Genomic DNA, 21,724 nt, shown 5'->3' with positions numbered 1-21,724 from the left:
CCCTTCTCCTCTCTTCCTATTTTTTCTTCGCCTTTGCAGCCCTTTGTGCCTTGGCTCCGGCAGCAATTTCCGTGATTTCCTGTGTAATCTGTGCCTGACGCACACGATTGTACTGAATGCGAAGCTTCTGCTTCAGTTCATTTCCGTTTCGATTCGCCGAATCCATCGCGGTCATTCTGGCATGTTGCTCCGCACAAAACGACTCTACGAGAGCACTGTAGATATAGCCGTTTAAGTAGTCCGGAATAACATTTTCCATCAAGGCATCCGGACTCGGGAAAATATTAAAAGCTTCGTAATTCGCCGTTATCGGCACTTTCACAAAGACGGGGTGCAACTTATCTAAAGGTAAAAGCTGCTCCCCCAAGCTTTCCATCTCTAAAGAGCTCTTCATCCTGGTATAAGCAATATGGAGCTCATCAATTTCTCTATTCTGAAAAAGCTCCAGCATCTTTCTGGTAATAACTCTCGCTCTATGGAGTGTCGGATTCTGCGCCGTGTAGCGAAAGGTTTCATCAATCGGAATCCGCCTTGTATGAAAATAACTTCGCCCCATCTCACCTACTACGAAAAGTCGGCTGTTTTTATATTGCTTTAAAAGCTCCTCCGTCTCTTTAATAACATTGTGATTATAGGCGCCGGCAAGTCCCTTATCCGCCGTAACGCAGATGATGGCAACCTTACCTTCTCCCTCGGCTGTTCCCTCTCTTGAATCCAGAAAGGGGTGTGTATACTCTTCGGGCAAATGTCGCATAACACGCGCAATCATAGACTGCAGGGTGTAAAAATACGGCTCTGTCTGGGCCAGCTCCGCCTTCGCCTTACGCATCTTCGTACTGGATATCAGATACATCGCATTGGTAATCTTCATCGTATTATCAATGCTGCCGATTCGATCTCTTAGTTCTCTTGTTGTAGGCAAAATATGCCTCCTTTATGATTGTTCTTCCGCCTCTTTCTTCCGGAAGTCATGGTAAACGGAAATAATCTGCTCTACAAGGTCGTCTGCAAGCATTCCGGAAATCTCGATATTGCGTAATACATCCGGCTCTTTCTCTTCAAAATATTGAAGAACTCGATTCTGCAAGCTCTTGACCTCTTTCTTATCTACGTCCAAAAATTCTTTATGAAGAGCCAGAACAAGGGTCACCACCTGTTCTCCTAAGGAAAGCGGTCTTCCCAGAGGCTGCTTTAAAAGCTCCATAAGAATCGCCCCCTGCGTAAGCTGGGTTTTTGTGCTCTCATCGAGGTCGGAGGAGAACTGGGTAAATACCGCCATTTCTCTATATTGTGCAAGGTCGATACGAAGAGATCCGGCTGCCTTCTTCATGGCTTTCGTCTGTGCCGCACCGCCTACACGGGAAACGGAAAGTCCTACATTAACTGCAGGACGCTGCCCCTCAAAAAAGAGATTACTCTCCAGGAAAATCTGTCCGTCTGTAATGGAAATGACATTCGTCGGAATATAAGCGGAAACATCACCGTCCTGGGTCTCAATAATCGGTAAAGCGGTGATACTTCCTCCGCCAAGCTCATCAGAAAGACGGCAGGAGCGCTCTAAGAGGCGAGAATGCAGGTAGAATACATCTCCGGGATAGGCTTCACGACCGGGAGCTCTTCCCAAAAGAAGAGAAAGTGCACGGTAGGCTACTGCATGCTTGCTTAAGTCGTCATAAACAATGAGCACATCCTTCCCCTCGTACATAAAGTACTCCGCAAGGGAGGTTGCCGCATAGGGCGCGATATACTGAATCGGTGCCGGATCAGCCGCTGTCGCCGCAAGGACGCAGGTATAGCTCATGGCATCATGCTTCTTTAAGTTCTCGACAAGTGCCGCAATGGTGGACTCCTTCTGTCCGATTGCCACATAAATACAAAGGCAGTTCTTCCCTTTTTGATTCAAAATGGTATCCATTGCAATGGATGTTTTTCCGGTCTGTCTGTCCCCAATAATTAACTCTCTCTGTCCTCTACCGATGGGGAACATGGAATCAATCGCCAAAATACCGGTCTGCAAAGGAACATTGACCGTTTTTCTATCAATAATTCCGGGTGCAGGCTGCTCAATCGGGCGATAATCCCGAGTAACAATTTCTCCCTCGCCGTCAATCGGATTTCCGAGGGCATCCACAACTCTTCCAAGGAAGGCATCTCCCACGGGAATACCCGCCATTTTATTGGTACGAACGGCACGACTGCCTTCCACGATTCCCTCTTCCTCTCCAAAGAGGATGACGCCGATACGATTTCTTTCAATATTTTGCACCATACCGCGGACACCGTTATCAAATACAACCACCTCTCCATACATGGCGTGGTCCAGTCCGTTGATAACCACAATGCCGTCTCCTACGGAACTGACAAAACCGATTTCCTTCTTCTCCGCTTTCAGGTCGAAATCGTCTACCGAACTTTGCAGGATACTCACGATATCCTGACTGCTTCCACCGAGACGCTTACTCATTACTTCATCGAGAAACTGTTGTCTTCTGCCCTTGGTACTCCAGTCATACTGGTCATTGCCCACCTCAAGAATAAAGCCTCCGCCTAAGGAAGCATCCTCTTCGAGTCTCATTTCAATATTGCGTGTATGGTATTTATTATAGACAAAAGTCCGGATTCGCTTTAACTGCTCTTCCTCCGGTTTTGTTACATAACGAAGGCGCACACTTAACTTTGTGGACTCCTCTTCGGAAACCCTTCGGTATTCATCGGCAATATCCATCCAGGAGCCTAGCAAGCCATTCTGACATAAAACCTTTAAAATATCCCTTACTTCTGTAGGAAAAATACTGTCGATTATGGCCAGTCTATTTTCCAAGGGAACAGTAGGGTCAGACAACTGAGACGCTGTTTCCGGTAAAACTTCAAAAATGCGACTGGTTTCCTCGATTTCACTGTTGGGAACATGCATTTTATAAAGCTGTTGTGCATAATCACTGACTTTTTGCAGCATAATCCTTTACCCTTTCTTCTCTGCATCCTCTAGGAAAGTGTCGTAAAGCTTCTGGTTATTCTCCACGGAATCCTTGCTTGCCGCAATCTTATAGGCAGCCTTTGCCACAAGCATAGCCACTTCCTCTTCCATCTCGTGTTGCTTTTGCTCTGCCTGCCTCTCAGCCTCTATCTTTGCATCGGCAATAATCTTCGTCGCCTTTTCTCTGGCATTTCCTATAATTTCATCATACTCGCTCGTTGCCTGCAATCTGGTCTTCTCGAGCTTTTCCTGGCGTTCCGCGTCAACCTGCGCCATGGTATCTTCATACTGCTTCTTTAAGGCGTTGGCCTTCTGATTTGCTTCTTCCGCTTCTCTATAGGAGTTATCCAACTCATTCTGTCTAGCTACAAGAATTTCCCGAACCGGCTTAAACAAAAAGCGGTACAGAAAAAACACCAGCACAAGAACGTTAATCACGGTAAAAATAAAAGTTCTTAAATCAAGGCTTAGCATCCTCTTCCTCCTTAGCTTAACAATCGTCTCTTAAGTTTACTTTAAGAAGAGAATAATCATTAAGCCGATAACGAATCCGTAGATTGCGGTTGCCTCCGCGAGGGCACATCCTAAAAGTAAAATAGTCATAATCTTGGAACTGGCCTCAGGCTGTCTTGCTACCGCCTCTGTGGCCTTTCCGGTTGCAAGACCAATGGATAAACCTGCTCCAATACATGCCAATGCTGCTATTGCTGCTCCTATTGCTGTCATAATTCACACTCCTATTCTGTCGCTTTTGCGACCTGCTCTGTTTACTGTTTTTTCTATTTATAGATTACTGTTTTTTCTATTTATAGATTGCTGTTCTCCGGCATTTCTTACTATGTTTCAATTTCAAATCGTGCTTCTTTTTCCGTCTTTTACTGTTTACCCTTAGTGCCCCAGTTCTCGGCACTTTTCCGGTTTTCTCTTTCAGTGCTTACTCCACTGCCTCCGCAATATAGAGCGAGGTCAAAAAGACAAAGACATAAGCCTGGATGAGACCGTCAAAAACATCAAAGTATAGGGATAATATGGCCGGTACCCCTACCGGAACCACTAAGGTCACCAGTTCCATGATAACGAATGCGCCAAGAACATTTCCAAAAAGACGCATACATAGAGAAAGTGGTCTGATAAATATCTCCAAGATATTAATGGGGGTAAGGATTGCCATAGGCTTTGTAAAGCGTTTCATCCATCCTCCAAGCCCAAACGCTCGGATTCCTGCCGCTTCCACCAAAACAATGCTCATTACGGCAAGGGCTGCCGGAATATTTAAATCCTTTGTCGGCGGTTTCATGCCGAAAATACCGGTCAAATTCACAAACCCGATAAAAAGGAGTACCGATGCCATATAAGTGCTGTACCCAGCCGCTTCCTCTCCGAGAGTTCCTTTCGTAAAAGCGTCCAGTTTTACCACAATCAGCTCCGCAATCTGTTGCCTCTTCCCCGGATTTCGAACACGTAAGTTCCTTCCTAAAAGAAAAGCTGCAAGAATCAAGACCGCCATGACAATCCATGTCACAAATACCGATTCCGAAATAGGAATGCCTCCGAAAACCGGTATCGTAAAGGCAGTCTCTACATTTAACTCTTCCAATAGGGACCGAGCAAGTTTTTCCATTTCCTTCCCCCTTCCTGTCTCTAAAGCTTTAATTTCTATTTAATGCACGTTTAGCATTATATTCCCACTATTTTGTATTGCAAGTTTTTTTAGAGAAAATAATCTCTCTTCCGAAAAAAATGAAATCAGAAGCATCCTTCTCTCTGTCCATCCTAGTAAAAAAGAAGTTGTGAATAACAGAAAATTCAAATCCAAAAGTGAATCTCTTCTTCACAACTTCTTTCCTCGTTTAGAAAAAAGTATGCTGAACTTATAATGTCATCTCAGATGTTTCCTTTACGGCGCAACCGTTAAAGTTGTAGAGCCGTTGCTGCTTGAGCTTGAGCCTGATTCAGTACTCGTTACAGAATTGCTGCTCAAGTTTTGTCCAGGACCTGCTGCAGCAGAGTTTGTTGAAGACACAGTGGTCTGCACTTCTTCACTTCGAACATACTGCTTGGAAATGTAGGCGTCCTGTCCGTTATAGTTAACCATTACCCACTCATTGTCGTAGTCCGCCTTATACTGAATCTCCGTGCCTGCATCCAAAACGGTAAGAACCTCCGAATCCGTCGTGCTCGGCTTTGTTCTTACACGAACTCCGGTGGTTACGAAATAGCGCTTCGCCGCTTCTGTAGTTTCTTCCACCGTGCTTTCCGCTTCCGTGCTTTCCTTGGTTTCCTGTACAGTGGTTACTGCAGCAGTTGTTTCCACCACTGCCTGTCTTCCCTTAAAGACAAAAAGTCTTATCAGAAGAATCACTACCAAAAGAATCGCTACCGGTAAAGCAATCCGTAAAATATTGTATAAATCCGGTTCCTGCCTGGTCGGTCTCTTACTCTTTCTCGGATTGCCGCCCTGTCTTGTTACAGCTCTTTTTCTGGCAGGAACGCTTTTCTGCCCCGGTTTTACACGCCTCGTCTGTGTAGCAGAACCCCTGTCCGTTCTACCCGACTTTTCATTACTTCTCCGAATAGGAATTCCCAGCGCTCCGTCATCTTCCTCTTTAACAGGGACAGACACGGTTTTTCTTTCCGGATATCCTTCTGTCCTAAGTCTTGGTGCCTCACTTCCATAAGAATCTGCATGCACTTTCGTTACAGTACTTTCCATTTTCCTTTCTCTTCCTTCCTGATTCTCATCCATATAGGAAGAAAGAGCGTCTCGAAGCATAGAAAATGAGTCATTCGCATCCTGTGCAGAAGTATTGTTTCCCATCTCCGCAAGTTCTCCGAATGCCCGAATGCCATGATAAGCATCTCTTGCCTGTGCAGAAATAACTCGTCCGTCATAAAGCTGATTGATATCCCCTTCCAAATTACTGGATACCATCAAAGCCTGATCTATCTGCATGCGAACCAAAAGTGCCAAAATTTCTTTATCTAAAATAACAGCTTCTCTATACTTTCCGTTTAATAAATAATTCTGCACATCCGAAAGCTGTACTCGGATCTTCCCCCAAACACTGTTTTCTCTTTCAGCCATACTTCCTCCTTGTGCCCTAAGATTCATGAGTAGTATACCTAGAATACTATCTTTCTTCAAGGAAGAAATGTAAATTCACTTTCTTATTTTTGATTATTTCCATTAAATAATTAATATCACTTTTTTCTCCATTCCTTATCAAATCTATCTCTTGTACATCCGGCAATTTTAACCCCTTCTGCTTACAGTTCCACTTTCTCCATTTATGCTATTTCGAAACGCCCCAAGCTTCTTCCCGCAAACGGCCCGGGGGTTAGTCTGGAATAAATCTTTTCTTTTCCTGTATCGTCTATGAGTGCTACGCAAAAGATATTTACGTCTTTTCCTTCATAAAACTGCCCATCTGTTAATCCTTCAAAAAAACTGTCTCCAATATATTTCAGTTTCATAACCTTTTTCCTCCCCCTATCTCCCTCTTTGAAATCTATTTCAAGAAAAATTAAATAATAAATGGTATATCGCAATATTTTCCAATAAAATAAGCATGTTTTTGTACAAAAAAATACGAAAAAGAAGTTTTATTCTTCTTTCCCGTATTTTCTTCTAAAGTGATGAACGTCTAAGTATAGTAATGACCTTCCCCTTAATTTCTTTTTTATTTACAGCTCCGAAAAGACGACTATCCTTTGCTCCGGAACGCATATCCGCCATAATAAAGTATTCGTCGTCCTTTAGTGTAATCGGATATCTTACCGCCTCCGTATCATAAGGTCTCGTATCATAAAAAATACCGTCTTCAATCTGTAAATTGCCGTTAATCATAAGTCCGCCTTCGTCCGGAATATTAATGACATCACCCGGCTGACCGATAACTCGTCCTACAAATTGCTTTCCATCCTTTTGATAAACCAAAACATCGGAAGGCAGTATTTTGTCCTCTAAACGATAATAAAGCATAAGATCTCCTGCACTGAGCTTCGGTTTCATATCATCGTTTTTCACCGGTGAAATCCCAAAGATGATAAAAAACATGACATAAATCAAGCCTGCCATCAATATAAGATGGGATATAAAAGAACGTACATCCGACATCTGTCGATAAAAGGCTCTCTTTTTCCGGATTACATCCAGTGGAAGCAGAGCTTTCCTTTCTTTCCTTGTCTTAGCCATTCACGCCTTCTCCTTTGTATGTCGCTATTCCGGAAATATCATTTCTCCCACCGTCTCCTGTCCTATCCGAAAGACGGTTTTTCATAAGTGAAAGTTTCTTTTCCAACTCTGCAATCTTCTCGTCCCTCTCCTTAAGCCTTGCTTCGTAGGAAAGTTCCTGTGCATAGAATACAGAACGGTATTCACTGTCCAAGTCTTCCAGTTTCTTCCACATGGAGGCAGGCTGGATTCCGAAGAGTCCCTTTCGAAAATGCATTTTCTTCATATACTCTGCTACTTCTTCCAAAGTTTTTGATGCCATATTTTCTTCCCTCTTTTCTTCATACAGAATCTGCTCCTTATCTCTACCCTGTTCCGTCTTTTTGAAATTCTTTTTCTCTCAGCCTGATACTAAGCACAATTGTATATTCTGCTATGGCAGATTCTTTGTTTTCTGTTTTTTCGTTCTCTTCTCCGTTTTTTATAGTATAGCCTGCATTTTTCTTTTTGAATAGAGATAAGCCCGGAGAACTTTCTTGCCTAATCCCCTGTTTCGATATAAGATAAGCCAAAAGCTAAGAAAGGATTATTTCTGCTTCTACACTATCCTTTCGACAAAAACTAGGCTTTTCTTAAATAAGAATCATCTCATGAAAGAATGCGTGCTGTTCTTTGTTTAGGAAAACAAGCTGAATGATAACTTAAATCGGAATTGCATTGATATTACCTGATAGATAGAAAGGACTTTTATGAAAAAATTAATCTCTTGGAATGTCAACGGGCTGAGAGCCGTGCTGGGCAAGAACTTTATGGAGGATTTTCAAAAACTGAATGCGGATATTTTCTGCTTACAGGAAACGAAGTTACAGGAAGGACAAATCCATCTTGATTTACCCGGTTATTTTCAATACTGGAATTATGCGATAAAAAAGGGCTATTCCGGCACTGCCATTTTCACAAAAGAAGAACCTCTATCCGTGCAATATGGAATCGGAATCACGGAGCATGATCAAGAAGGACGCGTCATTACTTTGGAATTTAAAGACTATTATTTGATTACCGTCTATGTACCGAATTCCCAAAATGAATTAAAGCGTCTTCCCTATCGTATGGAATTTGAAGACGCTTTCCTAAACTTTATTTTAAATCTGGAAAAGAAGAAACCCGTGATTTATTGTGGTGATTTAAATGTCGCCCACGAAGAAATCGACCTGAAAAACCCGGATACCAACCACTTAAATGCCGGTTTCTCCGATGAGGAAAGGGCGAAGTTTTCAAGGGTACTCTCAAGCGGTTACCTCGACTCATTCCGCTATTTTTACCCGGATAAGGAAGAAGAATACAGTTGGTGGAGCTACCGCACCAAAGCCAGAGATCGGAACGTAGGTTGGAGAATCGATTATTTCGTAGTTTCCGTAAAACTGAAGGATAAGCTCCTGTCCGCGTCCATCCATCAGGAAGTGATGGGATCCGACCACTGTCCGGTAGAGATTACCTTGGATATATAGAATGAGAGGTTTTTATGCAATTACAATGTGATGTTCATACCCATACGATATACTCCCGGCATGCCTATGCCACCATTTTGGAAAATGTACGTGCCGCAAAGGAGGCAGGGCTTAGCCTTTTAGGATCTACGGACCATTTTTCCTCTATGCTTTATCCTGATTATGAAAATATTCGCCACTATCAGTATCTCTGTGTCAGTCATACCTGGCCAAAGGAAATCGATGGCGTACGACTTTTGCAGGGCTGTGAGGTGGATATTGTGGACCTCGCAGGAAATCTTTTCGGCTATGACATTCCCATTGCAAAGAATATAGACGGCGATTTTTACACAGATAAAAAGACTCTTTCTTTATATGAAAGAGTCACCAAGAAAATGGACTATGTGATTGCCTCTGTACATCGTCACAGCTTTGCAGATGCTGCAACACCGGCGGAATGCACAGAGCTATATTGCAATGCCCTACAAAATAAAAAGGTACTTATCTTGGGGCATATCGGTCGATCCGGTCTTCCCTTTGAAATTGACCCCGTCCTCCTTGCCGCAAGGGATCTCCATAAATTGATTGAAATCAACGAGCATTCCTTAGATGTCCGTAATCACTGCGGAGAACGTTGCAGACAGATCCTCAAGCGATGCGCAGAGCTTTCGGTCCCCATCTCCGTTTCCAGCGATGCCCACTTTGCCACGGCAATCGGTAAGTTTGACAAGGTAAATAAAATGCTTGCGGAGATTCATTTCCCTGAGGAACTAATCGCAACAAGGTCAAAGGAAAGCTTCCTAAGTGCCATGAAAATGGCAGGTTTATAACAAAAAGGGGCTGTAAAAAATCGAAATAATAAAGGAATTCTTTGCAATATAGGTCTGAATGCGGGGGTAGTCTGAGCCCGTCGGTACTTGCGAAAAACAAGAGAAACGCAGTTTTTCGCTTAGTATCCGTTACGTGGCGAAGCTAGCGAGAGCGTGCCCCAAATTCAGACCTATATTGCTTAGAAAATTATTTTGATCTTTACAGCCCCTTTTTTGCTTAAAAATGCTTCTTCCGGAATGCTTCCGCATTCTCTTCAATCTCTGAAATTAGAGCCACGCGCTCAGCATGTCTTCCCCCCTCAAATTCAGCAAGAAGGAAACTGTCTACGATCATTTTAGCCAGTTCAATACCGATCACTCGTGCACCGAGGCAAAGTACATTGGCATCATTATGTCTTCTCGCCATCATTGCGGAATAGGGTTCTGTGCAGGGAAATGCACGAATTCCCTCTACTTTATTGCAGGATAGAGATATGCCGATTCCCGTTCCGCAGATAGCAATGCCGAAATCCGCCTTCCCTTCGGCAACAAGGCTTGCCACTTGAAAGCCGGCAAGCGGATAATCATATCGTTCCGAACTATCCGTTCCTACGTTAATGATTTCTATCCCCTGCTCCTCCAGATACTCTTTCAGCTCCAGCTTCATTTCTACTGCGGCATGGTCATTTCCCATGGCTATCTTCATGATTTTTTCTCCTTTTTTGTCACTTCTACTCATTTCCTGCTAAATCGTAAACGCTCTATTCATTCTATATCCTACGAAAGCAAGAGAAATGAGCTCTTATACCGCTTTCATGCGAAACTTTTTTTGTTCTTTTTCATTTTCCGCTAAGGAAATATCCGCACCCAAGCCACGGAGCTTCGCTTCAAAATGCTCATAACCTCTTTGAATATAACCGATTTCATGAACCACCGTGATCCCCTCTGCCGCAAGGCCTGCAAGCACCAAAGCGGCTCCGGCACGAAGATCCAGTGCATTCACGGAAGCTCCTCCAAGGCTCTTCTGACCCTCTATCACGGATACATTTCCTTCTACCTTTATTTTTGCGCCCATGCGGGTAAGTTCATCCACATATTTGAAACGATTTTCAAAAATAGACTCGGTCACTACAGAGTTTCCGGAGGCTAAAGCCAGGGTAACGGAAATCTGCGGTTGCATATCTGTAGGGAATCCCGGGTAAGGCAATGTCTTTACATCTGTAGACTGCTGCTCAAGCTTTCCGATAACTCGAATGCTCTCATCGTACTCTATGATGGTATTCCCCATCTCAAGAAGCTTTGCAGAGATAGACTCCATATGCTTCGGAATGACATTCTTGATGAGGACATCACCTCTTGTAACTGCTGCAGCACACATAAAGGTTCCCGCTTCAATCTGGTCGGGGATGACGGCATAGGTCGTGCCGTGAAGACGCTTCACTCCTCGAATACGGATGGTATCGGTTCCTGCTCCGCGAATATTGGCTCCCATACTGTTTAAAAAATTGGCCACATCTACGATATGCGGTTCTTTCGCAACATTTTCCACGATAGTCAGGCCTTCCGCCAATGCAGATGCCAGCATAATATTGATGGTGGCTCCTACGGAAACAACATCCAAATAAATATGACTTCCAAAGAGCCCTTCTTCCGCCTTTGCTACCAAGTAGCCGTTTTCCACCTCTGCCTGTGTTCCCAAGGCACGAAACCCCTTTAAGTGCTGGTCGATTGGACGCTGCCCGATGGCACATCCGCCGGGAAGCGGTACTGTAGCCTCATGGTATTTTCCAAGCAATGCACCGATAAAATAATAAGACGCACGAATCCTTCGAATGTATTCATCGTCAATACTGTGCATGCTGATATTTTTTGCCTCAATTACCGCTGTATGAGCATCCACGCGATCCACCTTCGCTCCTACCTCTTTTAGGGCCTCCAGCATAACATTGACATCCCGAACATCCGGCAAATTCTCGATGGTAACTTTATCTTCAGTCAGCAAGGCACCGGCAATGATTCCCAGTGCCGCATTCTTTGCTCCTCCTATAGTAACCTCTCCACGAAGGGGATTGCCCCCTCTCATGATGAAAACTTCATTCATGATAGACCTCAACTTATTTGATATTCCAAGACACTTTAAAGCATCTTCCCTTTTCTACTCTTTTTTTACAACAAAAAAGGACATCCCTTCTGTAGAATGTCCCATGATTATAGTGCCTTTTAAGAAAAAGTGCAAGAAAATAAGTTCTTAAGACCTCTATCCCTTGAACTCTTTCAAGAGTTTCGGAAGTTCGGATAAACCTTGAATCTTAGCTGCATACTGTTTCGGACTTCCAAAGCCGTAGCCGGCAAAGATAAAGGCAATCCCGGCCTTTTCTGATGATTCTCTATCCAGTTCCGTATCCCCTAGGTAAACGGTTTTTTCCTTAGAAAGCTTATTTCGTTCCATAAGCAAAGAGATATTTTCCGCCTTGGATTTTCCGGTATTTCCAAAGCACTCTATATCCTGAATGTCCTTTCCCGCTCCCAAAGATAGCTTAGCTGCACTAAGCATTGCCTCTATATAACCGGACTGACAGTTTGAAACAATATACAGTTTTTTTCCATTCTCCTGTAAGTTCTTAAGGCAGGTAAAAAAATCAGGATAAAACTTTCCCGGATGCTCTGCCAGATAGACATTTTCATAGTCCATGGCATAACACATAATTTCTTCCCGCTTTTCTTTGGATAAATCCGGAAGAAGTCCCTCTCCAATCTGCTCCATAGTAAGCCCCATATAGCTTTCCAGATCAGAGGCATGGACTACCTTATCCTTTGTCTCCGGAAAACGGGAAAATGCCTCCGTCCAAGACTCTGCCACCTCTTGTACAGCATCCCATATTGTACCGTCCACATCAAAAATCACTGCCTCTATACTCATTCTCTTTCTCTTTCCCTCCCTACTCTTCTCCAACAATTTCTTTCCAGTACTTTTCCCCTTGGAAAATGCTCTTGCAATAGCAGTCTACCAATACCTTTCTAAGCGGTTCCGCCACTTCCAAAAGCTCCAAAGACCTCGGAATGAAATATAAGGCATCGGCAATGTCCTGTGCCATTTTCTTTGCCAAAGATTCATCCTTCATCCGAAGCAGTCCGAAAACCGTAGAGGAATAACTCTTATCCTCTACACAGGTTTCTATCCAAAAGGAGGCAAAAGCTTTCCACTCCGCCACCTTGCAAAAATCCTGCAAGCTCTCCTTCTCCGTGGTCTGCGCATTTCGATCCGTTTCTCCGGTATACTTTACTTCCTCTTTCTGCTCTATTTGATTCTCATATCGCTTTTTTTCTTCCGGAAAATCAAAGATCTCCAGTAATTCCTTCAGTTCTTTCTTTTTCGACTTTTTGTTCCAAAAGTAAATACCTGTACGTCCACTAATTAAGATGCTCATCCAAGCAAACATATACTTATCCAAACAAGGATTATCATTTCTGAAAAATCCACCGCTTTCTTCCCTTTTCTCTTCGAGGAGAGGATGCCTATTTCGAAGGAGCAAAAGCCTGTATTCTTCGATTCGCTTTTCCTCTAAAGTATTTTCCGCATTTTTCTCCTCTCGCTCCAGGCTTTTTATTTTTTCCAATACAAGGGCTTCTCTTTTTTTCGGGTCTCTTTCCTCATAAAATGCCCTCGGCCAATCTGAAAAAGGATCCTTTTCTTCTATCATTTCTTCTTTATACAACATCCCTATACTCCTTTTCAGGGAATTCTCATCGTTTTCCCTTTCTTTGGTTCATGGTTCATTCATATTTTGTTATCACATTGTTTACAGCATAAACATAGTTTATTCATGCTTCTTTTTTATACTTACTTCCAGATAACGAGATAAACGTTATTCATTTAATAGATTTTTTTCATAATACTCGGCAGGAGCATCCTCACGGTTGCTCCTGCCTCCTCCCTTTTATGGGGTATTTTCTTTCTTCCTTTTCTCGTACTGCATAAATATTTTTCTAAAAAATACGGAGTTCATCCATGCTAACAATGGAAATCCCAAAATAAAAAATACCGGAACAAAGATAGGCATAAAGCGAATCAAAAAATATACAAGAACCACCGATAAAATGTCCAGCGCGAGCATCCCAAGGGTAAACGGCAGATGGCGAATCGACATAAGAAGAGCGTGGACCATGGTCTTTTGCCAAGTATTTTCAAAACGGGAAAGCAATGGCCACACATATAAAAAAACAAAGAGCCATAAGAGTATTAATGCATCCGTAACTCCCCTTAAAACAAAGCGAAGAAGAGTGTTATTCATAAATACAGCGGAAAAAAATCGATGATCCAATATAAGGATCAATAAAATCGGAAGCAAAATCAGCCAGATAATCAAGCCCTCTTTCCAGTTCTTTTTAAAAGAACGTAGAAACATTCTTATATTACCGTCATCTTCGTCCTTTACTATTTTTAATGTGCAATAATACAGTGCCGTTGTGGAAATTCCGAATGTTACTATGGGGAGGGAAAAGAGAATCCACAGCAAGTTTAAAACCATGATATCGGCAAGTCTTCCCACAAAGCGCCATATATCATTGTCATAATTAAAAAAACCTTGAAACATCTACTCCGTTCCTTTCTGTTCCTCCATATATTTTTTTGCATCCTTCAGAAAGCTGAAGCTGATCAGCAAAATGACAAAGCCAATTGGGAACGCGGCAATGATGGAGACGGATTGTAAGTTTACCATAGAACTCTCTGAAAAAACCAGTGCTAATGGGAGAAGAATCAAAAGAATAGCCCAAAAGCCCTGCACTTTTTTCCCGGGTTCCTCCCCTTCCGCAAGGCTTTTATAGCTGTATTGCGAAGCTACCAAGGCGATAGAGTCAAAGGAGGTCGCATAAAAGGCAAACATGGTAAGCAGCAAAAGAAGCAAAACAAGCGGAGCAAGCGGTAAAACCTCAAGACATTTTACAATTGTCTCGTAAAGAGACTGACTGCTCTCATAAATCTGCACTACAGGAAGCTTATGAAAGACTTCCAAGGACAAGCTGTAATTTCCCAAAACGAGGAAACTGACAAAGGTACTGCCCACTCCAAAGCCATAGCCTCCAAGAATCGTCTGTCTTATTGTACGTCCTTTGCTGATACTTCCTATAAAGAAGGGAGCGGCAACACACCATACCATCCAGTATGCCCAGTAAAAAATAGTCCAGTTTTCCGGAAAATGATTTTCTCCCATGGGATCCGTATAAGTTGCCATAGTCGGGAAATGCTCCACCATTTTCCCCAAAGCAAGAAAAGCATGCTTTAAAATAAAGTTTCCCGCTCCACCTGCAAAAAAAATATAGAGTAGAAGTGAGTAGAATAGCCAAGTACAGGCCTTTGCCAGGAAAGAAATTCCCATCATTCCCTTTAGCAAGGAGAAGGTATACACTGCGCACGTTAGCACCAGAATCAACAGGGTCAGGTCTCTTGTGGAAACGCCCGGCAAAACTTTTTTCATTATTTCCGCCATAAGCGGTGTCGCAACGGAGAAAGTAGTTGCAGTGCCGGCCAAAAGGGCAAATACTGCCAAAATATCAATTCCTCTTCCCACAATGCCGTCCGTCTTTCCTTTTAAAATCGGTCTGCACGCCTCGGAATAGCGCTGTTTACTCCGCTTACGAACATGAAGCATGAAGCCGAAGGCTGCCGCAAGAACCAAGTAAAAGCCCCAAGGAATCAGACCCCAGTGAAATAGAGTATATGCTGTTGCCCATTCTTCTTTTCTTCCTAAACTCTGTACATATGGCTCCTGCACATAAAGAATCCATTCGCAAAAGGAATAAAACATAATATCTGCCGCAAGACCGGCTGTAAACATCATACTGCCCCAAGTAAAGAAGGAATATTTCGGCTTTTCATGCGGTTCTCCGAGTACGATATCTCCATAGGAAGAAAAGGAAATATACAAAGAAAGCAGAAAGATAAACAATCCCAAACCAAGGTAATACACCGCAAATTCCGTACCTAAAAAATTACGAATTCCGCTTAAAATACGATTGGAGTTTTCCGGAAAGATAAAAAAGAAAAAGCACAAAAGCACAATGGCAATAAAGGGAATGCCACTGATTCCATAGTCTATCCTGTTTTTTTGCCCCTCTCCTCTTCCTGCCGTCTTTGTATCCCGTTTCATTTCCTCTACTGTTTCCTGTCCGACTTTCTTTTCCCAAGCTTCCATCTTCTCCTCCTTTTTTCAGATGATTCATAGTTCAAGTTCCACAGATTTTTGTTATTCTTTCCACTCTGCGGATTTTCCATATTTTTAGAAAGTTTCTCTCTACCGTTCTTTTTTACTGTTTAGAATCCCTTTCCTCTTCTTCCAAAAATTCTGCACAATTTTCTTTCGTCACCTTCGAATAAGGTAGTCGAATGATTTTTCGAATTCCGCTGTCTTCTCCTTTTGTTTCTTCCCCGGAAGCAAGCTGAAAAGCCAGTTGAAAGAGTGCTTTTGCCTGTCCCCGACCATCATTATATACCGTGGCGCGAAGATTTCCTTTTTCCACTGCCCTTAATCCCACCTTTGTCCCGTCAATTCCATAAATAAACGGTCGATTGTCCTTAGATACCGCAATTTTATCATAGGCGTCAATCACCCCTAAAGCCATATCGTCATTGTTGGAAATAATCAGCTCAATGCGATCCTGAAATTCGGAATAAAGCTGCATCATTTTGCTTTGTGCCTCCGCTCTATTCCAGTTTGCAATGCCGTATCCGAGTCTTTCAAGAGGAATCGATTCCTTCATTAGAGTTCCGGTAGCATACTCTGTACGCATAATAGCATCCTGATGTCCGGGTTCTCCCTCAAAAATAATGTATTGAATCTTTCCGTCTTGATTTTTATCCACTTCAGGAGACAAAGTAACAGCCCCATTTTCCCCCTCTCCATCTTCCAAAACATCTTTTGCAATCAATTCCCCTTGTAAGACACCGGACTGCTTTGCATCCGCGCCGACATAGTAAAGACGGTTCCATTGAGAGAGATCTTCTTCCACCAGCTCTCGATTAAAAAATATCACCGGTATATTTTCTTTTTTGCCATATCAATGATTTCCGACGGAGCCGTTCGGTCCACCAAGTTAACACAGAGCACATCACAGGAATTTTGCAGCATTTCTTCAACCTGTTCATTCTGTAAGGCCTGACTTCTGGCTGCATTATAACGGGAAACGCTCACTTCATATCCCTTCGAACGTTTCTCTGCCACTTCTCCGTCAAAAGCTTTCATATAATCACTGATAAAGGTGTCGTAACTGTCATAAAGACTGATGCCTATTTTTATTTTTTTCTTTTCTCTCAGTTCTTCCTTTTTCCTGCATGAAATGAAAAGCAGCATGGCGAAAAAAAGGAAAAGGAGTATTCTCGTTTTCTTCCTCATAAAAGCTCCTTATTGTCCGGTAGGAAAGAGAATTCGTTCCATTCCGTCTGCATACATATTATCCGCCCGAACCACATAGAAGTCTACTGACTGATCTCCCGGTGTATTTCTACTGTTGGAGAGGCGCTGCCAGAGATTCACCACCGCAGAATATGCCATCTGATACTGGTCAATCACAATAAGGCTTCGAATCATACCTACATCCAAGCTGTAAATGAGCTCATCCGAATCCCCTACTCCGTAAAGCTCTACAAACTGTCTTCCCGTATCCCGAAGATACCTTGTCGCAATTTCCAGGCTATCATTATCCAAAGCGATGATAATGTCTACACTTCGCTTATGATTTGCCACCTCCAGGTCTTTTCGCGGCTGTCCCTTGTCCTCCATAATCCAGACAATTTCCTTCTCACTTTCTTCCAGAACCTTCTTAAGGGCATCCAAACGTTTTTGCATATTTCCCTTGTTCTGGTTTCCTGCAAGAATTCCTATCCTTAGTCTTTGATTCTGCAGGTTGGATTGCAGGACCTCTTTTCCAAGTGCCTCTCCCAAAGCTTCCTCATCCACACCTATGGAGGAAATGGAGACGGTAGGGTCCGTCACCTCCTTCTCGCAGTCTACCAGTTCCAGCTTCGTGCTTTTCCCCAATTCGTTAAGCAAAACTCCGGTTCCCTCCGTAGCACGAAGCTCCGTAATGATTCCGTCCGCTCCGTTTTTGATTTCTCTGGACAGACTCAAATATTCCTGCTGAATGGAAAGGAAACGACCGGTAGTTACAAAATTATATTCGATATTGTATTTCTTTGATGCGGCATTCAGTCCCTTTCGGAATTTATCCCAGCCGGCAGAACTGCTGCGATCCACCACAATGGAGATTTTATACTTTTGAGGCGCATTTTCTCCCAGCAGTCTTCCCAAAGAAAGGGCAAAAAGCATTATGGCTACAATTCCAACTCCTACAGTAAAGATTCGATTCTCTTTCATGAGTTTCTACCTCCCCCATGAAATCCACTGCTACTGCTATGCATATTTCCATGTTCCATGCTCTTTTGTGTCTCCTCGCTATACTCAATCGGAGGAAGTCGAAGTTGAACCGTAGTTCCCTCGTCCGGTGCACTGATAATCTTCAGTCCGTATCGGGATCCGAAACGAAGCTGAATTCTCTTGTGTACATTGATTAAACCGACGCCTGATCCTCTCTTTTTCCGGTCGGAAAAACTGGATGGCTCTACTTCATTATCCAAAAAGGATTCCGCCTTCTCTACAGGCATACCGAATCCGTTGTCCTCTACGGATAAAAGAATTACCGGCAGGGAATTTTCCTGAATGATTTTTCCCCGAACATCAATTTCTCCGTCTCCATCCATTCCCTCCATACCATGGTAGATGGCATTTTCCAGTATCGGCTGTAAAATCAGCTTTACGGTAAGGCAATCCAGCACTTCCTCCTGCACGTCAAAATGTACGGCGAATTTATTCTTAAAGCGGATTTTTTGTATGTTCATATAATTCTTGGCATGCTGAATCTCCTGTGAAAGAGGAATAATATTTTTCCCTCCGGAGAGCGAGATGCGGAAAAAGCTTGCCAATTGCGTTACCATAAACACGGCGTCTTCCTTCTTTCCGCTTTCAATCATCCATACTACGGATTCTAATGTATTATAAAGGAAATGCGGGTTAATCTGGGATTGCAACGCATCCATCTCCGTCTGCCGCTTTTCTTCCTGCTGCTGGATTTTTTCCTCCGTCAACTCATCAATTTTTCGGAAGGATTGCACAAGTGTCTGTCCCAAATGAATGATTTCGGTACTGCCATAGTTGGAGATTTCCTCTATAAAGCGCTCTCTGTCTCCCATATTTTCCAAATCTTCATTCAGCTTACGAATCGGATAAGAAAGTCGAAGAGAAAGCAACTGATTAAAGAAAAGAGAAATCAGAAGCGTTAAGGATATCAGCATAAACACATAGTAAAGCGTTCCGCCCGGAGTGAAAACAGGATTCTTTTCCTCCAAAACGGAAACCATTTTCCAGCCCGTATAGCCTATAGTATCCAAAATAACGGTTTCTTTTCTTCCGTCTTTCTTTATATAGTGGAGTCCGTCTTCCCATTCTGCAACATCTTCCGTATTTTCCTGAAAAGACTTTCGAAGGATTTCCCGCATACGAGGATGATATATCAGCTTACCCTTCTTATCACAAAGATAAAAATAACGAGAATCATCATCTCCATTCAGTTTTTCCATCATTCGCTCTATGGTATCGTAATTCATATCTACCAAAAGTACGGCATTGTTACTTACTCCGTCTCTATTCAAGTCCACTACACGGCTCAAAGAAATAACCCAGTGCGTACGAAAGGAAGGATCATCAAAAAGATTCTGCACATGGGGAAGGGAAAAATGCAGATTTTCCACCTGCTGTACGGCCGTAGAAAAAAAATCCTGCTCCACTACCTTTCTATTTTTCTTCTCTGCAGATATCGGAACTGCCGAAATCAGCTTTCCTTGCGAAGAAAAAATGGCAACAGAAACAAGATTATCCTTATGGGCCTCGTATAAGAGGTTCATTTCTTCATTGAGTTCCGACATATTCAGATCCGGAACCTTAATCACATTATAATACATCGCATCGGAAATCCGGCGCATACTCACCAGATATTCCTCCAGTTGATTTGCACCCTGCTTTAAGAGCTGTTCCGCCTGCGTCTCCCGCTCACGCTTTAAACGGGAAGAAAATTGCAGATATAAAACCGAGGACAAAAACAGGATAATGATGACGGAAAGAAGCATAAAGCTTAGAAGAATCATATTGTGGAAAGAGCGAAAGGGCGACTCCATGGAAAGAGGAAAAAAATACCCCTTTTGAAAGAAAATTTCCTTAAGGGAGGCCTTCTTGGAATCTATTCTCTTTTCTCCTTCCTTGGAGATAATTCTTTCCTGATTGTGCATTATTTTGCCTCGTTTTTCATACCGCTGGTCTTGTACTTAGAGGGAGACATCCCAAACTTCTTCTTGAATGCATAGCTGAAATAGTTGGGGTCGGAATATCCCACCGATTCCGCTATGATATAGGTTTTCTCCTCCTCTTCAACCAAAAGGCGAAGTGCCTTTTCCATCCTGTAATCCGTCAAATAATTGATAAAGCTCTTTCCCGTCTCTCTCTTAAAAACCGTGGAAAAATAAGCTGCGGAAACATGAAGTGCAAAGGAAAGTGCCTCTACGGAAAGATCCTTATCCATATAATGGCTGTGTACATGCTCCACTGCCTTCTTTACAAACGACTTGGTCTTATCGCTTCGCTTTTCCTGGATTACAACTTGAATTTTCTCACAGATTCGTTTCATCCAATCGGAAAGCTCCGAAAGATTAAACTGCTGAACCTTCTGATATACATCTTCCTCTTTCGGAAAAATAATTCCCGCATCCAGCTGATTGGACAAGAGAAACTTATGAATATTGGTTACCAGATCCATGAGGAAAAACTGGTATTCCTGAAGAGAAGGATTGTCCAGGCTGCTATTTTTGATATAGAGGTCAATATCCTTAAACAGCTCTTCCTTAGAAGCCATGCGGATACTTCTGTAAATATCCAAAAGTCGTTCTTCATCTAAAAGTTCCCTATTTAAAGAACGATTTTCCTTTTCCTCCGGATTGATATCGGAAACGGCAATGGCTTTACCCCTTCCGTATATCACACGATAGGCTACAGCATCTCTTGCTCCCATATAGGATAGAGGCAAATCCATTAAAGATGCGACCGTCTTTCCGATACCTGCCGTAATCGTAGCATTGCAGACGTGCTTTGCCATCCGACAAAGTGTTTCCATCTCATCCGTGAGGCGATAACTGTCTTCTTCCTTATCCATCTGGGTAATCACGACCGTATTTCCTAAATAGGTAAAGAAACAGGCCTTCCAATTTTTACTGAGTCTCTCTTCCGCAAGCTTCCGAATAGACATACTGATAAGCACCGGGTTAATGCCCTCCGGTGAAAGACTGATGGAATTATGCAGCACTACCACACAGTAAAGCTTTCCGGGCAGGGTAATCTGGTAATCCAACATAGTTCGTTCCATATCTTCCTGTCTTACATTTCCTTCTATCAAAGAAGTATAAAAGCTTTCCTGTAAAATGGGCAAACTTTCCATGTAATAGTTTTTTAAACGATTGATATTTTGCTTTTCGTCAAACTCTTCATCCAAGCGTTCATGCACTTTTTTGAAAATGCGAGAAAGCTCTACACTGTCCACCGGCTTTAGCATATACTCTTCCGCTTCCAGACGAATCGCTTCCTTAGCATACTCGAATTCATCAAAGCCGGAAAAAATAATAATCTTTACGGAGGGATATAACTCCTTTAGTTTATGAGAAAGAGTAAGTCCGTCCATATACGGCATCTTAATATCCGTGAGTACCACATCAACTTGCTTTTCCTCTGCAATCTCCAAGGCTTCCAAGCCATTCTTAGCATAGCCCAAAAGGGAGTAGCCCATGCCCTCCCAGTCAATCTTTTGTATGATGGCTTCTACAACATCTTCTTCATCATCTACCAAAAGTACGGAATATTCCTTCATTTCCCATCTCCACTATACTTTTCCTCTATACGTTTAAACTGTATGCTGATGAGAATAATACTGAGAAGAATTAAAGAAATACCCAAAAACGGGTGAATCAACATCGCTAAGGATGCCAACAAAGAGATGGCTGCAAATGCAAGAACAATGATTCCCGCTTCCCTGCCATATCCCTTCTTATCTTTAACAGGAGGACGCCCCTTTGGACGAATACTGTCCACATCCTCAAAAACCAATAACTTTACCGCATAATATAAGAGCAATACCGTAAACAGCAGGGGAAGTCCCATTTCCTGCAAAATTTTTTCCATCATAT

21 protein-coding genes and 1 pseudogene are annotated in these 21,724 nt (G+C 42.8%); 2 read left to right on the top strand and 20 right to left on the bottom strand.

Annotated elements, in window-relative coordinates; translation table 11 throughout:
* Window positions 1–16: 16 nt before the first annotated feature.
* The 9 genes from atpG to HMPREF9625_RS00655 all read right to left on the bottom strand — a co-directional run bounded on the left by atpG (window position 17) and on the right by HMPREF9625_RS00655 (window position 7,473).
* Window positions 17–922 carry an ATP synthase F1 subunit gamma gene (gene atpG / locus HMPREF9625_RS00695; protein ID WP_009535203.1) on the bottom strand — a complete coding sequence of 302 codons (906 nt, stop codon included), beginning with the start codon at window positions 920–922 and terminating at the stop codon, window positions 17–19.
* Window positions 923–934: 12 nt separating this feature from the next.
* Window positions 935–2,956, bottom strand: a complete 2,022-nt coding sequence (gene atpA, locus HMPREF9625_RS00690; RefSeq protein ID WP_009535204.1) for a F0F1 ATP synthase subunit alpha — start codon at window positions 2,954–2,956, stop codon at window positions 935–937.
* Between the two features lie 6 nt (window positions 2,957–2,962).
* On the bottom strand, window positions 2,963–3,451 hold the full coding sequence (locus tag HMPREF9625_RS00685) for a F0F1 ATP synthase subunit B (protein ID WP_009535205.1): 489 nt from the start codon (window positions 3,449–3,451) through the stop codon (window positions 2,963–2,965).
* Between the two features lie 36 nt (window positions 3,452–3,487).
* A complete protein-coding gene (gene atpE, locus HMPREF9625_RS00680; protein ID WP_009535206.1) occupies window positions 3,488–3,703 on the bottom strand; it encodes an ATP synthase F0 subunit C in 216 nt (71 codons plus the stop codon).
* Between the two features lie 208 nt (window positions 3,704–3,911).
* Window positions 3,912–4,598 (bottom strand): F0F1 ATP synthase subunit A, encoded by a 687-nt coding sequence (locus HMPREF9625_RS00675; RefSeq protein ID WP_009535207.1) that lies wholly within the window; start codon window positions 4,596–4,598, stop codon window positions 3,912–3,914.
* Window positions 4,599–4,874: 276 nt separating this feature from the next.
* Window positions 4,875–6,062 (bottom strand): SH3 domain-containing protein, encoded by a 1,188-nt coding sequence (locus HMPREF9625_RS00670; RefSeq protein WP_009535208.1) that lies wholly within the window; start codon window positions 6,060–6,062, stop codon window positions 4,875–4,877.
* Window positions 6,063–6,265: 203 nt separating this feature from the next.
* Window positions 6,266–6,451: a hypothetical protein gene (locus tag HMPREF9625_RS00665; RefSeq protein WP_009535209.1), complete on the bottom strand. Its 186-nt coding sequence runs from the start codon at window positions 6,449–6,451 to the stop codon at window positions 6,266–6,268.
* Between the two features lie 154 nt (window positions 6,452–6,605).
* Entirely contained in the window at window positions 6,606–7,172 is a 567-nt protein-coding gene (gene lepB, locus HMPREF9625_RS00660; protein WP_009535210.1) for a signal peptidase I, read from the bottom strand.
* Complete coding sequence (locus HMPREF9625_RS00655; protein ID WP_009535211.1) at window positions 7,165–7,473, bottom strand: hypothetical protein; 309 nt, start codon at window positions 7,471–7,473, stop codon at window positions 7,165–7,167. The genes lepB and HMPREF9625_RS00655 overlap by 8 nt, the downstream gene beginning before the upstream one ends.
* Before the next feature lie 427 nt (window positions 7,474–7,900).
* Here HMPREF9625_RS00655 and HMPREF9625_RS00645 point away from each other — a divergent pair, with 427 nt between their 5' ends.
* Window positions 7,901–8,659, top strand: coding sequence for an exodeoxyribonuclease III (locus HMPREF9625_RS00645; RefSeq protein ID WP_009535212.1), 759 nt, complete (start codon window positions 7,901–7,903; stop codon window positions 8,657–8,659).
* 14 nt (window positions 8,660–8,673) lie between these two features.
* Window positions 8,674–9,468: a phosphatase gene (locus tag HMPREF9625_RS00640; RefSeq protein WP_009535213.1), complete on the top strand. Its 795-nt coding sequence runs from the start codon at window positions 8,674–8,676 to the stop codon at window positions 9,466–9,468.
* Between the two features lie 217 nt (window positions 9,469–9,685).
* Here the strand turns inward: HMPREF9625_RS00640 and rpiB are convergent, their stop codons facing one another.
* The 11 genes and pseudogenes from rpiB to HMPREF9625_RS00585 all read right to left on the bottom strand — a co-directional run bounded on the left by rpiB (window position 9,686) and on the right by HMPREF9625_RS00585 (window position 21,722).
* Window positions 9,686–10,153 (bottom strand): ribose 5-phosphate isomerase B, encoded by a 468-nt coding sequence (gene rpiB / locus HMPREF9625_RS00635; RefSeq protein ID WP_009535214.1) that lies wholly within the window; start codon window positions 10,151–10,153, stop codon window positions 9,686–9,688.
* Window positions 10,154–10,249: 96 nt separating this feature from the next.
* Complete coding sequence (locus HMPREF9625_RS00630; protein ID WP_009535215.1) at window positions 10,250–11,548, bottom strand: UDP-N-acetylglucosamine 1-carboxyvinyltransferase; 1,299 nt, start codon at window positions 11,546–11,548, stop codon at window positions 10,250–10,252.
* 156 nt (window positions 11,549–11,704) lie between these two features.
* Window positions 11,705–12,367, bottom strand: a complete 663-nt coding sequence (locus tag HMPREF9625_RS00625; RefSeq protein ID WP_009535216.1) for an HAD family hydrolase — start codon at window positions 12,365–12,367, stop codon at window positions 11,705–11,707.
* A gap of 19 nt (window positions 12,368–12,386) precedes the next feature.
* The gene (locus tag HMPREF9625_RS00620; protein ID WP_009535217.1) at window positions 12,387–13,166 is read right to left on the bottom strand and encodes a DUF6553 family protein; all 780 of its coding nucleotides are present in this window, start codon (window positions 13,164–13,166) and stop codon (window positions 12,387–12,389) included.
* Between the two features lie 219 nt (window positions 13,167–13,385).
* Window positions 13,386–14,042, bottom strand: a complete 657-nt coding sequence (locus HMPREF9625_RS00615; protein ID WP_009535218.1) for a YesL family protein — start codon at window positions 14,040–14,042, stop codon at window positions 13,386–13,388.
* Window positions 14,043–15,596 (bottom strand): BCCT family transporter, encoded by a 1,554-nt coding sequence (locus tag HMPREF9625_RS00610; protein WP_051019845.1) that lies wholly within the window; start codon window positions 15,594–15,596, stop codon window positions 14,043–14,045.
* Between the two features lie 157 nt (window positions 15,597–15,753).
* Window positions 15,754–16,688 (bottom strand): annotated as a pseudogene (locus HMPREF9625_RS00605) (galactose ABC transporter substrate-binding protein).
* Between the two features lie 159 nt (window positions 16,689–16,847).
* On the bottom strand, window positions 16,848–17,819 hold the full coding sequence (locus HMPREF9625_RS00600; protein ID WP_009535221.1) for a substrate-binding domain-containing protein: 972 nt from the start codon (window positions 17,817–17,819) through the stop codon (window positions 16,848–16,850).
* On the bottom strand, window positions 17,816–19,783 hold the full coding sequence (locus tag HMPREF9625_RS00595) for a cache domain-containing sensor histidine kinase (protein WP_009535222.1): 1,968 nt from the start codon (window positions 19,781–19,783) through the stop codon (window positions 17,816–17,818). The genes HMPREF9625_RS00600 and HMPREF9625_RS00595 overlap by 4 nt, the downstream gene beginning before the upstream one ends.
* Window positions 19,783–21,408: a response regulator gene (locus tag HMPREF9625_RS00590; RefSeq protein ID WP_009535223.1), complete on the bottom strand. Its 1,626-nt coding sequence runs from the start codon at window positions 21,406–21,408 to the stop codon at window positions 19,783–19,785. The genes HMPREF9625_RS00595 and HMPREF9625_RS00590 overlap by 1 nt, the downstream gene beginning before the upstream one ends.
* On the bottom strand, window positions 21,405–21,722 hold the full coding sequence (locus tag HMPREF9625_RS00585) for a hypothetical protein (protein ID WP_009538355.1): 318 nt from the start codon (window positions 21,720–21,722) through the stop codon (window positions 21,405–21,407). Before HMPREF9625_RS00585 ends, HMPREF9625_RS00590 begins: the two co-directional genes overlap by 4 nt.
* Window positions 21,723–21,724 lie beyond the last annotated feature (2 nt).

This window comes from Oribacterium parvum ACB1 (genome assembly GCF_000238055.2).
Taxonomy (GTDB): domain Bacteria; phylum Bacillota; class Clostridia; order Lachnospirales; family Lachnospiraceae; genus Oribacterium; species Oribacterium parvum.
This window is presented reverse-complemented; position numbering and strand designations above follow the sequence as displayed.

Coding starts and splice junctions, on each gene's coding strand:
- atpA (WP_009535204.1), bottom strand. CDS start 2,956: ATGCTGCAAAAAGTCAGTGATTATGCACAACAGCTTTATAAAATGCAT.
- HMPREF9625_RS00685 (WP_009535205.1), bottom strand. CDS start 3,451: ATGCTAAGCCTTGATTTAAGAACTTTTATTTTTACCGTGATTAACGTT.
- atpE (WP_009535206.1), bottom strand. CDS start 3,703: ATGACAGCAATAGGAGCAGCAATAGCAGCATTGGCATGTATTGGAGCA.
- HMPREF9625_RS00675 (WP_009535207.1), bottom strand. CDS start 4,598: ATGGAAAAACTTGCTCGGTCCCTATTGGAAGAGTTAAATGTAGAGACT.
- HMPREF9625_RS00670 (WP_009535208.1), bottom strand. CDS start 6,062: ATGGCTGAAAGAGAAAACAGTGTTTGGGGGAAGATCCGAGTACAGCTT.
- HMPREF9625_RS00665 (WP_009535209.1), bottom strand. CDS start 6,451: ATGAAACTGAAATATATTGGAGACAGTTTTTTTGAAGGATTAACAGAT.
- lepB (WP_009535210.1), bottom strand. CDS start 7,172: ATGGCTAAGACAAGGAAAGAAAGGAAAGCTCTGCTTCCACTGGATGTA.
- HMPREF9625_RS00655 (WP_009535211.1), bottom strand. CDS start 7,473: ATGGCATCAAAAACTTTGGAAGAAGTAGCAGAGTATATGAAGAAAATG.
- HMPREF9625_RS00645 (WP_009535212.1), top strand. CDS start 7,901: ATGAAAAAATTAATCTCTTGGAATGTCAACGGGCTGAGAGCCGTGCTG.
- HMPREF9625_RS00640 (WP_009535213.1), top strand. CDS start 8,674: ATGCAATTACAATGTGATGTTCATACCCATACGATATACTCCCGGCAT.
- rpiB (WP_009535214.1), bottom strand. CDS start 10,153: ATGAAGATAGCCATGGGAAATGACCATGCCGCAGTAGAAATGAAGCTG.
- HMPREF9625_RS00630 (WP_009535215.1), bottom strand. CDS start 11,548: ATGAATGAAGTTTTCATCATGAGAGGGGGCAATCCCCTTCGTGGAGAG.
- HMPREF9625_RS00625 (WP_009535216.1), bottom strand. CDS start 12,367: ATGAGTATAGAGGCAGTGATTTTTGATGTGGACGGTACAATATGGGAT.
- HMPREF9625_RS00620 (WP_009535217.1), bottom strand. CDS start 13,166: ATGTTGTATAAAGAAGAAATGATAGAAGAAAAGGATCCTTTTTCAGAT.
- HMPREF9625_RS00615 (WP_009535218.1), bottom strand. CDS start 14,042: ATGTTTCAAGGTTTTTTTAATTATGACAATGATATATGGCGCTTTGTG.
- HMPREF9625_RS00610 (WP_051019845.1), bottom strand. CDS start 15,596: ATGAAACGGGATACAAAGACGGCAGGAAGAGGAGAGGGGCAAAAAAAC.
- HMPREF9625_RS00600 (WP_009535221.1), bottom strand. CDS start 17,819: ATGAAAGAGAATCGAATCTTTACTGTAGGAGTTGGAATTGTAGCCATA.
- HMPREF9625_RS00595 (WP_009535222.1), bottom strand. CDS start 19,783: ATGCACAATCAGGAAAGAATTATCTCCAAGGAAGGAGAAAAGAGAATA.
- HMPREF9625_RS00590 (WP_009535223.1), bottom strand. CDS start 21,408: ATGAAGGAATATTCCGTACTTTTGGTAGATGATGAAGAAGATGTTGTA.
- HMPREF9625_RS00585 (WP_009538355.1), bottom strand. CDS start 21,722: ATGATGGAAAAAATTTTGCAGGAAATGGGACTTCCCCTGCTGTTTACG.